The sequence below is a fragment of the Nocardioides sp. Z13_37 genome (assembly GCF_058355585.1).
Map to the genome: position 1 here is coordinate 324,246 of NZ_JBZGDV010000005.1, position 12,324 is coordinate 336,569.

The following is a 12,324-nucleotide window of genomic DNA, read 5'->3' on the forward strand; positions in this document are numbered from 1 at the left end:
GTCATCGTGAGGCTCCCTTCAGGGTGACCGGGCTGCCGGGCGAGGCGAGCTCGGCGAGGACGCCACGGCCGAAGGACCGGGCCGGGACCCAGACCACGCCGTCGGGCAGGTCGGCGACCTCGACCGGCAGCGTCACGCTGCCGCGGTCGCCGGTGACGGTGACGAGCTGCTCGCCGCCGGGCTGGGCCTCGAGCATGCCGAGCACCGACTCGTAGGACGCACGGCTCACGCGGGCCACGGGCCTGCGAGCGGTGGCACGCAGGTGCTCCTCGCCGTCCTGCAGCGAGCCGAGGTCGATGAGCTGCTTCCAGGTCGCGAGCGAGAACGCGGTCTCGCCCTTGCGGACCGGCTTGACCGGACGCGGAGCCTTGCCGGCCTCCAGCGCCGGGCGGGCGCCGTCCCACGGACCGAGGGACTGCATCTCCTCGCGCACCTCGCCCACCGTGCGGAAGCCGAGGGCGCGACCCTGGCCGAGCGCGGCGAGCTCGTCGGCGATGCCGGACAGCACGCGCAGGTCGGGGAGGGAGGCGGGGTTGGCGAAGACCGCGTCGAAGGCGCGGGCGCGGCCGTCCCACGTCACGAACGTGCCTGCCTTGTCGGTGACCGGTGCCACCGGCAGGACGACGTCGGCGACGCGGGTCACGTCGGTCTCGCGGAGCTCGAGGCTGACCACGAAGCCGGCCGCGTCGAGGGCGGCGCGGAACGCGGCCGGGTCGGCCGTGTCGTCGGGGTCGACGCCCGCGACGACGAGGCCGCCGAGCTCGCCCTTGGCCAGGGCCGCCACGATCGCGTTGCCGTCGCGTCCGGCCTTGGCGGGCAGCGCCTCCACGCCCCAGGCGGCACCCACGTCGACGCGGGCGGACGCCTCGGCGACGGGACGACCGCCGGGCAGCAGGTTGGGCAGGGCGCCCGCCTCGACCGCTCCGCGGTCTCCGGCACGGCGCGGGACCCAGGCGATCCGCGCGCCGGTGCCGGCGGCGAGGTCGGCCGCCGCGGCGAGGGCCCCGTGGGTCTGGGCCAGCCGCTCGCCGACGAGGATCACGGCGTCCTTGGTGACGCCGTGCTCGGCGTCCTTGAGCGAGCCGATCACCTCGGCCTCGGTGCCGGGCGCGGCCGGCACGAGCCGGCCGTTCATCTTGGCGAGGCCGCGCGAGGTGTAGGGCGCGACCGACACGACCTGCGTACGCCCGCGCTTGGCCGCCTTGCGCAGCCGCAGGAAGATGGCCGCGGCCTCGTCCTCGGGCTCGAGGCCGAGCAGCACCACGACGGGTGCGGCCTCGAGGTCGGCGTAGGTGACGTCGCCGGTCAGCGCGACGTGGGAGGCCAGGAAGGCGGCCTCCTCCGCGCTGTGCGGACGGGCCCGGAAGTCGATGTCGTTGGTGCCGAGCGAGACCCGCGCGAACTTGGCGTAGGCGTAGGCGTCCTCGGCGGTCAGCCGGCCACCGGTGAGCACCGCGGCGGCGCCGGCGTCACGCAGGCCGCGCGCGGCGACCGCGAACGCCTCGGGCCACGAGGCGGGCCGCAGCTCGCCGTTGTCGCGGACCTGTGGGTAGGTGATCCGGTCGGGGAGCTGGGTGTAGCGGAAGGCGAAGCGGTCCTTGTCGCTGATCCACTCCTCGTTGACCTCGGGGTCGTTGCCGGCCAGGCGGCGCATCACCTTGCCGCGGCGGTGGTCGATGCGGATCGCGGAGCCGCAGGCGTCGTGCTCGGCGACACCGGGCGTGGAGACCAGGTCGAACGGGCGCGAGCGGAAGCGGTAGTCGGCCGAGGTGAGCGCGCCGACCGGGCAGATCTGGATCGCGTTGCCGGAGAAGTAGCTCTCGAAGGGCTCGCGCTCGTAGATCGCGACCTGCTGGAGCGCGCCGCGCTCCGCGAGGGCGATGAACGGGTCGCCGGCGATCTGCTCGGAGAAGCGGGTGCAGCGCGCGCACAGCACGCAGCGCTCGCGGTCGAGCAGCACCTGGGCGGAGATGTTGATCGGCTTGGGGAAGGTGCGCTTGATGCCGCCGTGCTCGGAGAACCGGCTCTCACCGCGGCCGTTGCTCATCGCCTGGTTCTGCAGGGGGCACTCGCCGCCCTTGTCGCACACCGGGCAGTCGAGCGGGTGGTTGATCAGCAGGAACTCCATGATCCCCTGCTGCGCCTTGTCGGCCACCTCGCTGGTCGCCTGGGTGTTGACGACCATGCCGTCGGCCACCGGCAGCGTGCACGAGGCCTGCGGCTTGGGGAATCCCCGCCCGTTGCCGGCGTCGGGGATGTCGACCAGGCACTGGCGGCACGCGCCGACCGGGTCGAGCAGCGGGTGGTCGCAGAAGCGCGGGATCTGCACGCCGACCTGCTCGGCGGCGCGGATGACGAGCGTGTCCTTGGGGACGCTGACCTGGACGCCGTCGATGGTCAGGGTGACCAGGTCGGTGTCGATCTTCTCCGGCGCCTTGTCGGTCGTGCTCATGCGGGTGCTCCCACCGGTGCGAAGGCGGTCGAGGCGGCCGGGTCGAACGGGCAGCCGCCGTGGGTCAGGTGCGCGAGGTACTCGTCGCGGAAGTGCTGGATCGAGCTCGAGATGGGGCTCGTGGCACCGTCGCCGAGGGCGCAGAACGCGCGGCCCAGGATGTTGTCGCACTGGTCGAGGAGCAGGTCGAGGTCGGACTCGCTGCCCTGCCCGTTCTCCAGCTTGGCCATCGTCTGGGTCAGCCACCACGTGCCCTCGCGGCACGGGGTGCACTTGCCGCACGACTCGTGCTTGTAGAACTCGGTCCACCGCAGCACCGCACGCACCACGCAGGTGGTCTCGTCGAAGAGCTGCAGGGCGCGGGTGCCCAGCATGGAGCCCGCCGCACCGACGGCCTCGAAGTCGAGGGGCACGTCGAGGTGCTCGGGCGTCAGCAGCGGGGTGCTCGAGCCGCCCGGCGTCCAGAACTTCAGCTCGTGGCCCTCGCGCATGCCGCCGGCCAGGTCGATCAGCTCGCGCAGGGTGATGCCGAGCGGCGCCTCGTACTGGCCGGGGTTGGTGATGTGCCCGGAGAGGCTGAAGATGCCGAAGCCGTTGGACTTCTCGGTGCCCATCCCGGCGAACCAGGCGGCGCCGTTGCCGATGATGCTCGGCACGGACGCGATCGACTCGACGTTGTTGATCACCGTCGGGCTGGCGTAGAGGCCGGCGACGGCCGGGAACGGCGGGCGCAGCCGCGGCTGTCCGCGACGGCCCTCGAGGCCCTCGAGCAGCGCCGTCTCCTCGCCGCAGATGTAGGCGCCGGCACCGGCGTGCACGATGAGGTCGAGGTCGTAGCCCGAGCCGTGGATGTTGTTGCCGAGGTGGCCGGCCAGGTAGGCCTCCTGCACCGCGCGCTGGAGGCGGCGGATCACGTGGAGGACCTCACCGCGCACGTAGATGAACGCGGTGTTGGCGCGGATCGCGTAGGAGCTGATGATGACGCCCTCGACCAGCGTGTGCGGGCTGGCCATCATGAGCGGGATGTCCTTGCAGGTGCCCGGCTCGGACTCGTCGGCGTTGACCACGAGGTACTTGGGCCGGGGGTTGTCCTGCGGGATGAAGCCCCACTTCATGCCGGTCGGGAAGCCCGCGCCACCGCGGCCGCGGAGGCCGGACTCCTTGACGGCGTTGATCACGTCGTCGGGCGACATGGCGAACGCCTTGTCGACGGCGGCATAGCCACCGTGCTCCTCGTAGGACGCCAGGGTCCAGGCGCGCTCGGCGTCCCAGTTGGCGGTGAGGACGGGGGTCAGTGTGTCCGTCACTTGCTCTCTCCCTCCGGAGCGGTCCAGCCCTTCTCACGGGCGATCGCGAGCCCGGCCAGCGAGGCGGGGCCGGCGGCCGGCCCCTCGTCGGCGCGGTCGTCGGGGAAGCCGGCGAGCACCCGCTCGGCCTCGCGCCAGGTGCACAGGCGCGGGCCGCGGGTGGAGCGGACCTCCTTGCCGGCACGCAGGTCGTCGACGACCTGCACGGCCGACTCCGGCGTCTGGTTGTCCATGAACTCCCAGTTGACCATCATCACCGGGGCGTAGTCGCACGCGGCGTTGCACTCGACGTGCTCGAGGGTGATGGTGCCGTCCTCGGTGGTCTCGTCGTTGCCGACGTCGAGGTGCTCCTTGAGCCGCTCGAAGATCAGGTCGCCACCCATCACCGCGCAGAGCGTGTTGGTGCAGACGCCGACGTGGTAGTCGCCGACCGGCTTGCGCTTGTACATCGTGTAGAAGGTCGCCACGCCGTTGACCTCGGCGGCGCTGATGCCGAGCACCTCGGCGCAGGCCTCGATGCCCTCGGGCGTGACCCGGCCCTCGACCGACTGCACGAGGTGCAGCATCGGCAGCAGGCCCGAGCGCTTCTCGGGGTAGCGGTCCGCGATCTCGCGCAGCTCGGCCCAGGTCTTCTCGTCGAGGCCAGGGCGCTCCAGGCTGTGGTCGGCGCTCATCGGTCGACTCCTCCCATCACGGGGTCGATGGAGGCGATGGCCACGATGACGTCGGCGACCATGCCGCCCTCGCTCATCACGCTCGTCGCCTGCAGGTTGGTGAACGACGGGTCGCGGAAGTGGGCGCGGAAGGGCCGCGTGCCGCCGTCGGAGACGACGTGGGCGCCCAGCTCGCCGCGGGGCGACTCGATCGGGACGTAGGCCTGTCCGGCCGGGACCCGGAAGCCCTCGGTGACCAGCTTGAAGTGGTGGATCAGGGCCTCCATCGACTCGCCCATGATGTGGCGGATGTGGTCGAGGCTGTTGCCCATGCCGTCGCTGCCGATGGCGAGCTGGCTGGGCCACGCGATCTTCTTGTCGCCCACCATCACGGGCGCGCCCTCGAGGCCGGCGAGGCGGTCGGCGCACTGCTCGACGATCTTCAGCGACTCCGTCATCTCGTTGAGCCGGATGCGGAAGCGGCCGTAGGAGTCGGCGGTGTCCCAGGTCTGGACCTCGAAGTCGTAGTCCTCGTAGCCGCAGTAGGGCTGGGTCTTGCGGAGGTCCCAGGCGTAGCCGGTCGAGCGCAGCACCGGGCCGGTGATCCCGAGCGCGAGGCAGCCGGCGAGGTCGAGGTGCCCGACACCCTCCAGGCGGCCCTTGAAGATCGGGTTGGCGTTGCAGAGCGCGGCGTACTCGGGCAGGCGCTTCTTCATCAGCGCGATGAAGTCGCGGATCTCGTCGAGGGCACCGGGCGGCAGGTCCTGCGCGACACCGCCGGGACGGATGAACGCGTGGTTCATCCGCAGGCCGGTGATCAGCTCGAACAGGTCGAGCACCAGCTCGCGCTCGCGGAAGCCCATGGTCATGACCGTCAGGGCGCCGATCTCCATGCCGCCGGTGGCGATCGCCACGAGGTGGGAGGAGATGCGGTTGAGCTCCATCAGGAGGACGCGCATGACCTGCGCCTTCTCCGGGATCTCGTCCTCGATGTCGAGCAGCCGCTCCACGCCCAGGACGTAGGTCGCCTCGTTGTAGAACGGGGAGAGGTAGTCCATGCGGGTGCAGAACGTCACGCCCTGCACCCAGGAGCGGTACTCCATGTTCTTCTCGATGCCGGTGTGGAGGTAGCCGATGCCGCAGCGGGCCTCGGTGACCGTCTCCCCCTCGAGCTCGAGGATGAGGCGGAGCACGCCGTGGGTCGAGGGGTGCTGGGGACCCATGTTGACCACGACCCGCTCGTCGGCTGCGTCGCCGATGCTCTGCGTGATCGAGTCCCAGTCCTGGCCGGTGACGGTGAAGACGCGGCCCTGGCTGGTCTCGCCCGGGGCGGCGTAGATGTCGTTGTCGGTAGCCATCAGTTGTAGCTCCTGCGCTGGTCGGGCGGAGGGATGGACCCGCCCTTGTACTCGACGGGGATGCCGCCGAGCGGGTAGTCCTTGCGCTGCGGGTGGCCGGGCCAGTCGTCCGGCATGAGCACCCGGGTCAGAGCGGGGTGACCGTCGAAGATCAGCCCGAACATGTCGTAGGTCTCGCGCTCGTGCCAGTCGAGCGTCGGGTAGATGCTCACCAGGCTCGGCACGTGCGGGTCGCTGTCCGGCGCGGTGACCTCGAGCCGGATCAACCGGTTGTGGGTCATCGACGTCAGGTGGTAGACGGCGTGGAGCTCGCGCCCGGTGTCCTCGGGGTAGTGCACGCCGCTGACGCCGGAGCAGAACTCGAAGCGCAGCGCCTCGTCGTCGCGGAGCATCTGCGCCACGAAGGGCAGGTCCTCGCGCCGCACGTGGAAGGTGATCTCGCGGCGGTGCACGACAACGCTCTCGATGGCCGAGGTGAGGCCGGCGGCCTCGAGGCGCTCCTCGAGCGCGTCGGCCACCTCGTCGAACCAGCCGCCGTAGGGCCTCGGGGACGCCTCGGGGAACCGGATCGCGCTGACCAGGCCGCCGTAGCCGGACGTGTCGCCAGTGCCGGTGACGCCGAACATGCCGTGGCGCACGCCGACCGCGTGCATCTCACCCGTGGGCGCCGGCACGTTCTCCGGCGACTGCTCGGGCGCGCGCTGCTCGACCCCGCTGCCGGTGCCGGTCTCGGACTTGGCCTTCTCGAGGTTGCGCTCCTCGGCCGGACGCGCCTCCTCGTTGGAGTCGGTCTTGTCGTCGGACGCGTCGGCGGCCTTGCCGGCCGCCTTCTCGTCGGGCTTCTCGCTCATCGCAGCAGCCCCTTCATCTCCGAGGTCGGCAGCGCGCGCAGGGCGTCGGTCTCCAGCGCGGCGACCTCCTCGCGGCGGTTGGCGCCGAGCTTGGTGTGCTGGACCTGGTCGTGCAGCTTGAGGATCGCGTCGATCAGCATCTCCGGGCGCGGGGGGCACCCGGGCAGGTACATGTCGACGGGGACCACGTGGTCGACGCCCTGCACGATCGCGTAGTTGTTGAACATGCCGCCCGACGAGGCGCACACGCCCATCGCGAGCACCCACTTGGGCTCGGGCATCTGGTCGTAGATCTGGCGCAGGACGGGGGCCATCTTCTGGCTCACCCGGCCGGCCACGATCATCAGGTCGGCCTGGCGCGGGCTGGCCCGGAAGACCTCCATGCCGAAGCGGGCGAGGTCGTACTTGGGTCCGCCGGTGGTCATCATCTCGATGGCGCAGCAGGCCAGGCCGAAGGTGGCCGGCCAGAACGACGCCTTGCGCATGTAGCCGGCGACGCCCTCGACAGTCGTGAGCAGGACGCCGCTCGGCAGCTTCTCCTCGAGTCCCATGTCAGTCCCAATCCAGTCCGCCGCGGCGCCACACGTAGGCGTAGGCCACGAACACAGTGCCAATGAAGAGGACCATCTCGACGAGGCCGAAGAGGGCCATCTGGTCGAAGTGGACGGCCCAGGGGTAGAGGAAGATGATCTCGATGTCGAAGACGATGAAGAGCATCGCGGTGATGAAGTACTTGACCGGGATCCTGCCGCCCCCCACGGGCTGCGGCGTCGGCTCGATGCCGCACTCGTAGGAGTCGAGCTTGGCCCGGTTGTATCGCTTGGGACCCACGACGGCGCTCATGATCACGGAGAACACCGCGAAGCCCGCCGCGATGAGTGCCAGCGCCAGGATCGGCGTGTAGAGCTCCATCGCTTCCCTTCCGGAGAACCAGCGCCACACCCATCGGGGGCACGTGACCTTGTGAATGGCTTCACGAGTGGCGCGCCACACAGTCTAGGACTCAGGCACGGGATGCGTCACCCCGGGGTCGACCCCACCGAACCCGCCCCTGACCTGCGGATTTAGGTGACGGGAGCGTGCCGTAAATTGTGCGCTCGGGTCAGGCGGTGGCGCGGTGCAGCGCGACGATGCCGCCGGTGAGGTTGCGCCACTCCGGACGCTGCCAGCCGGCCTCGGCGAGCATCGCCGCGAGTCCCTCCTGGTCGGGCCAGGCGAGGATCGACTCGGCGAGGTAGACGTAGGCGTCGGACGCGCTCGCGGTGAGCGCGGCGATGCGCGGCAGGGCCCGCATGAAGCCGTCGAGGTAGGCGGCCCGGAACGCCGCGTTGGTCGGGGTGCTGAACTCGCACACCACGAGCCGGCCGCCGGGCCGGGTCACGCGCAGCATCTCCTTCAGCCCCGCGACCGGGTCGACGAAGTTGCGCAGGCCGTAGGAGATCGTCACCGCGTCGAAGGTGTCGTCCAGGAACGGCAGCCGGGTGCCGTCGCCGGCGACGAACGGGAGGGTGGGCCGGTCCTTCTTGCCCTGCTGCAGCATGCCGACGGAGAAGTCGCACGGCACGGCGGTGGCCCCGTGGGCCGCGAACGGCTCGCTGGAGCAGCCGGTGCCGGCCGCCAGGTCGAGCACGAGGTCGCCGCGCTGCGGCGCCACGGCCGCCACCATCGAGCGGCGCCAGGACCGCTGGATCCCGGCCGTCATCAGGTCGTTGGTGAGGTCGTAGCGCTTGGCCACGGTGTCGAACATGCGACGTACGTCGGTCGGTTGCTTGTCCAGGTCAGCGCGGGCCACGCGGCGAGCGTAGGCGTCCCGCCCCCGGCAGGCGCAATGTGGGGGTGTCGGGGCGCGTCCCTATGATCAGGATGGTCACCGGCTCCGGGGGAGGATCCACATGTCACGCCGTCGCTCGTTCGCGCTCGCGCTGGCGTTGCTCTGCGCCCTCACCGGCCTCTCCGTCGTGGGCCCGACCACCGCGGCGTCCGCGGCGGAGTCCATCTCGCCGTCCACCTCGCCGTCCACCTCGCCGGCCCGCGAGTTCGTCCCGATGCGGCTCGGCGACCGGGGGTGGCGCGTGCGCGTGCTGCAGAGCCGCCTGCACCAGCTCGACCTGCACTCCGAGGTGGTGACCAGCCGCTTCGACCGCGAGACGCGCGACGGCGTCGCGACCTTCCAGCGCCGCCGCGACTGGAGGGCCGACGGGGTGGTCGACGAGCGCACGTGGAGCGCGATCGTGGCCCGCACGACCGAGCCCACCTCCGAGGCGCTGCACAACGTCTACACGCCCGGGCGCCCGCTGCTGCAGCGCGGCGACACCGGCCTGCGGGTGCGCCAGGTGCAGGCCCGGCTCAAGCAGATCCGCTGGTACGACGGCCCGGTGACCGGCCGCTACGCCCGCACCACCGTCGAGGCGGTCGAGGGCTTCCAGGCCAAGCGCCGGATCCCGGTGACCGGCGAGGTCGACCGGCGCACCCTCTCGCGGCTGACCGCGATGACCCGGCCGCCGACGCGGGCCGAGCTCTTCAACATCGTGCCCGCCGGCCCGGCCCTCGACCCGCGCTGCCTCTCGGGCCGCGCGATGTGCGTCGACAAGACGTCACGCTCGCTGCGCTGGGTCGTCGACGGGGTGGTCCTCAAGAGCGTCGAGGTGCGCTTCGGCTCCGACGAGCTGCCCACGCGCGAGGGGGCGTTCGCGGTGTTCCGCAAGTCGCGCGACCACGTCTCCAGCCTCTACCACACCCCCATGCCGTTCGCGATGTTCTTCTCCGGCGGCCAGGCCGTCCACTACTCCCCCGACTTCGCCGCCAACGGCTACAACGGCGCCTCGCACGGGTGCGTCAACGTGCGCGACCGCGCCACGGTGGCCTGGCTGTTCGACCAGGTCAGGCTCGGCGACAAGGTGATCGTCTACCGCTCCTGAGCCCGGCCGCTCTGGGCCGGGTCAGGGGCCGGGTCAGGGGCCGGGGTCAGGGGCCGGGGTCAGGGGTCGGGCGTGCCGGCGAGCGAGAACGCCGGGTCGATGGCCGCGCCCGCGCGTCCGCGCCGCGGCAGGGCCGTCGACGCGGTCTCCATCTCGGGCGCCGCCGGGGCCGCGACCACGGCGTGCTCGGTCGCGAGGTCGAGCCGGACCGAGGGGTGGTGCGCGACGCGACCGATGCGGAAGCCGGAGGTCGTCGCCAGCGAGCTGATCGTCCGGTTGACGCGGGTGTCCAGCACCAGCACGCGCAGCCGGCCGCCCCACCAGGGAGCGAGTGCGGACACCTCGGTGGCGAGCTTGCGGGCCCGCGAGCCCAGGCGCGCGTCGGCCACCTGGGCGGACACGGCGTCGAGCACCTCGCGCGGCGTCGCGTGCCAGGGGGCTCCGTCGACGGTCGCGGTCTCGAGCAGGTCCTCCAGGGCCCGGGCGGCGACGTGGCCGAGCAGCAGGTGGGTGGGCGCGACGTGGGCGAGCGCGGCCTCGAGGCAGGCAGGCGACTCGACCCACGCGAGGGCGCACCCGGCCGTCAGGTGGGCGTCGCGCGCGACCGCGGTGAAGCGGTCGGTGGCCTCGCCGACCAGCAGCACGACGTCGGCCCCGGTCAGGCCCGACAGCGCGCCGGAGGCCTCGGGCCGGAAGAGCCACGGCAGGCCCTTCTCCCGGGGCAGGCCCAGCACGGGCGCGGACGGCTCGTCGACGCGGACGCCGGCGACCCACGCCAGCAGGTCGGGCTGGCGCTTGCGCCGCTCCAGCCCCATGCCGCGCAGCCTCTCCCACGAGCGGTCGTCGCACTCGAAGAGCTGGGCGTCGTCGAGCGGGGCGCGGCGCAGCAGGGCCAGGCGCCGCTCGTCGTCGACCACGACCAGGCGCACCTGGACGCCGTCGAGGAGGTGCCGCACGTCCTCGGGGTCGAGGTGCTCGGGCAGGAGCAGCGGCACGGCGCCGGCGACGCGGGTGGCCAGCTCGATCTCGAGCTGGCGGATCCCCGTGGGCACGCGGATCACGACCACCTGGCCGGGGTCGACGCCGGCCTCGATCATGCCGGCGGCGCCGTCGATGGTGCGCCGGTAGAGCTCGTTCCAGGTCAGCGACGTCCACACGCCGTCCCGCAGCTCCGACACGGCGACCTCCAGCGCGCGGCCGCGCGCGTGGCGCTCCAACCGGGCGAGAGGAGATTCGTGGGCAGGCACCTGCGGGCTCCTAGGTGAGACGGCTACCCGGGCAACGTAGGTGACCCACGCCTCTCCTGTTCGCCGTTTGCCCGATCTGTCGTCCTCGTCCTCTGCGCGGCGGCGTAGGCTCCCCCCTCGTGACGACCCCCGCGTCCTTCCCCGGACCTGCTGCGCCGCTCGTCGTGCGCACCGTCCCCGTGGACCTGGCGGACCTCCCCCTCCTCGACCTGCTGCCGCGCGACGAGCCGGTCAGCTGGCTGCGCCGTGGCGAGGGGCTGGTCGGGTGGGGCGTCGCCGCCCGCCTGGAGACCTCGGGCCCGACCCGCTTCAGCGACGCGGTCAAGTGGTGGGCGGAGACCGTCGCGCGCGCCGACGTCGACGACAGCGTCGCCGAGCCGGGCACGGGACTGGTGTGCTTCGGCGCCTTCGCGTTCGCCGACGAGCCGGGCGACTCCGTGCTGGTGATCCCGCAGGTGGTCGTCGGCCGCCGCGGCGACCGCACCTGGCTCACCACCGTCTCCGTCGAGGCGCCCGACCTGGCTCCGGCCCCCGCCCCCCAGCCGCCGGTGGGCCTGGTGTTCTCCGACGGCGCCCGCAACGGCGAGGAGTGGATGTCGGTCGTGGCCGACGCGGTGCGGCGCATCGCCGACGGCGACCTGGAGAAGGTCGTCCTGGCGCGCGACCTGATCGCGACCACCGACGAGCCGGTCGACGTCCGCTGGCCGCTGCACCGCCTCGCCGAGCAGTACGAGATGTGCTGGACCTTCCACGTCGACGGCATCTTCGGCGCGACCCCGGAGATGCTCGTGCGCCGCGAGCGCGGCCTGGTGACCTCCCGGGTGCTCGCCGGCACGATCCGGCGCACCGGGGACGACGAGCGCGACCTCGCCCTGGCGGCCACCCTGGCCCGGTCGTCGAAGGACCTCGAGGAGCACGAGTACGCCGTGCGCTCGGTGGCCGACGCGCTCGAGCCGCACTGCTCGTCGATGAACGTGCCCGAGGCGCCGTTCGTGCTCCACCTGCCCAACGTCATGCACCTGGCCACCGACGTCAACGGCGTCGTCCACGACGCCGCGACCTCGCTCCAGCTGGCCGAGTCGCTGCACCCGTCGGCGGCCGTGGGCGGCACCCCGACCGCGGCGGCGACGCGCCTGATCACCGAGATCGAGGGCATGCCGCGCGACCGCTACGCCGGCCCGGTCGGCTGGATGGACGCCTCCGGCGACGGCGAGTGGGGCATCGCGCTGCGCTCGGCGATGGTGGTGGACGGCGGCGTACGGCTCTTCGCCGGCTGCGGCATCGTGGCGAGCTCCGACCCCGAGGCCGAGCTGGCCGAGTCGCAGGCGAAGTTCGTGCCGGTGCGCGACGCGCTCGGCGCCGCCTGAGCGCTCCGGCCTAGATGTACCCGGCCATGACCTTGGTTGCAGGCTCAGGCCGTTGACGTGAAGAGAACCCCCGAGTGGGGTGTGGCTTGTCTAAGGCCCACAGCACTCGGAGGTTCTCGTGTCCCACCGTAATGCCCGGCTGACCGTGCATGGTCGGCTGTTGATCGTCCA

At 72.2% G+C, this 12,324-nt stretch carries 11 protein-coding genes; 2 read left to right on the forward strand and 9 right to left on the reverse strand.

Features of this window, described 5'->3' with window-relative positions; genetic code table 11:
- Nucleotide 1: 1 nt before the first annotated feature.
- The 8 genes from AC4H2S_RS14425 to AC4H2S_RS14460 form a co-directional block, all read right to left on the reverse strand.
- The gene (locus tag AC4H2S_RS14425) at nucleotides 2–2,452 is read right to left on the reverse strand and encodes an NADH-quinone oxidoreductase subunit G (RefSeq protein WP_491497659.1); all 2,451 of its coding nucleotides are present in this window, start codon (nucleotides 2,450–2,452) and stop codon (nucleotides 2–4) included.
- Complete coding sequence (gene nuoF / locus AC4H2S_RS14430; protein ID WP_491497660.1) at nucleotides 2,449–3,759, reverse strand: NADH-quinone oxidoreductase subunit NuoF; 1,311 nt, start codon at nucleotides 3,757–3,759, stop codon at nucleotides 2,449–2,451. Before nuoF ends, AC4H2S_RS14425 begins: the two co-directional genes overlap by 4 nt.
- Complete coding sequence (gene nuoE / locus AC4H2S_RS14435; protein ID WP_491497661.1) at nucleotides 3,756–4,433, reverse strand: NADH-quinone oxidoreductase subunit NuoE; 678 nt, start codon at nucleotides 4,431–4,433, stop codon at nucleotides 3,756–3,758. The genes nuoF and nuoE overlap by 4 nt, the downstream gene beginning before the upstream one ends.
- The gene (locus AC4H2S_RS14440; protein WP_491497662.1) at nucleotides 4,430–5,770 is read right to left on the reverse strand and encodes an NADH-quinone oxidoreductase subunit D; all 1,341 of its coding nucleotides are present in this window, start codon (nucleotides 5,768–5,770) and stop codon (nucleotides 4,430–4,432) included. Before AC4H2S_RS14440 ends, nuoE begins: the two co-directional genes overlap by 4 nt.
- Nucleotides 5,770–6,621, reverse strand: a complete 852-nt coding sequence (locus AC4H2S_RS14445) for an NADH-quinone oxidoreductase subunit C (protein WP_491497663.1) — start codon at nucleotides 6,619–6,621, stop codon at nucleotides 5,770–5,772. The genes AC4H2S_RS14440 and AC4H2S_RS14445 overlap by 1 nt, the downstream gene beginning before the upstream one ends.
- Nucleotides 6,618–7,172, reverse strand: coding sequence for a NuoB/complex I 20 kDa subunit family protein (locus AC4H2S_RS14450; RefSeq protein ID WP_186340170.1), 555 nt, complete (start codon nucleotides 7,170–7,172; stop codon nucleotides 6,618–6,620). The genes AC4H2S_RS14445 and AC4H2S_RS14450 overlap by 4 nt, the downstream gene beginning before the upstream one ends.
- 1 nt (nucleotide 7,173) lies before the next feature.
- Complete coding sequence (locus tag AC4H2S_RS14455; protein ID WP_186340169.1) at nucleotides 7,174–7,533, reverse strand: NADH-quinone oxidoreductase subunit A; 360 nt, start codon at nucleotides 7,531–7,533, stop codon at nucleotides 7,174–7,176.
- 190 nt (nucleotides 7,534–7,723) lie between these two features.
- Nucleotides 7,724–8,413: a demethylmenaquinone methyltransferase gene (locus tag AC4H2S_RS14460; RefSeq protein WP_491497664.1), complete on the reverse strand. Its 690-nt coding sequence runs from the start codon at nucleotides 8,411–8,413 to the stop codon at nucleotides 7,724–7,726.
- 100 nt (nucleotides 8,414–8,513) lie between these two features.
- Between AC4H2S_RS14460 and AC4H2S_RS14465 the strand changes: the two genes are divergently transcribed.
- Nucleotides 8,514–9,539, forward strand: a complete 1,026-nt coding sequence (locus tag AC4H2S_RS14465) for a L,D-transpeptidase family protein (protein WP_491497665.1) — start codon at nucleotides 8,514–8,516, stop codon at nucleotides 9,537–9,539.
- A 59-nt stretch (nucleotides 9,540–9,598) separates the two neighbouring features.
- On the opposite strand, the gene AC4H2S_RS14470 is transcribed toward AC4H2S_RS14465, so the two are convergent.
- On the reverse strand, nucleotides 9,599–10,786 hold the full coding sequence (locus tag AC4H2S_RS14470) for an AMP-binding protein (RefSeq protein ID WP_491497666.1): 1,188 nt from the start codon (nucleotides 10,784–10,786) through the stop codon (nucleotides 9,599–9,601).
- Nucleotides 10,787–10,905: 119 nt separating this feature from the next.
- On the opposite strand from AC4H2S_RS14470, the gene AC4H2S_RS14475 reads away from it, so the two are divergent.
- A complete protein-coding gene (locus AC4H2S_RS14475) occupies nucleotides 10,906–12,153 on the forward strand; it encodes an isochorismate synthase (protein ID WP_491497667.1) in 1,248 nt (415 codons plus the stop codon).
- Nucleotides 12,154–12,324: the final 171 nt, after the last annotated feature.

Coding starts and splice junctions, on each gene's coding strand:
- AC4H2S_RS14445 (WP_491497663.1), bottom strand. CDS start 6,621: ATGAGCGAGAAGCCCGACGAGAAGGCGGCCGGCAAGGCCGCCGACGCG.
- nuoE (WP_491497661.1), bottom strand. CDS start 4,433: ATGAGCGCCGACCACAGCCTGGAGCGCCCTGGCCTCGACGAGAAGACC.
- AC4H2S_RS14455 (WP_186340169.1), bottom strand. CDS start 7,533: ATGGAGCTCTACACGCCGATCCTGGCGCTGGCACTCATCGCGGCGGGC.
- AC4H2S_RS14440 (WP_491497662.1), bottom strand. CDS start 5,770: ATGGCTACCGACAACGACATCTACGCCGCCCCGGGCGAGACCAGCCAG.
- AC4H2S_RS14450 (WP_186340170.1), bottom strand. CDS start 7,172: ATGGGACTCGAGGAGAAGCTGCCGAGCGGCGTCCTGCTCACGACTGTC.
- AC4H2S_RS14425 (WP_491497659.1), bottom strand. CDS start 2,452: ATGAGCACGACCGACAAGGCGCCGGAGAAGATCGACACCGACCTGGTC.
- AC4H2S_RS14465 (WP_491497665.1), top strand. CDS start 8,514: ATGTCACGCCGTCGCTCGTTCGCGCTCGCGCTGGCGTTGCTCTGCGCC.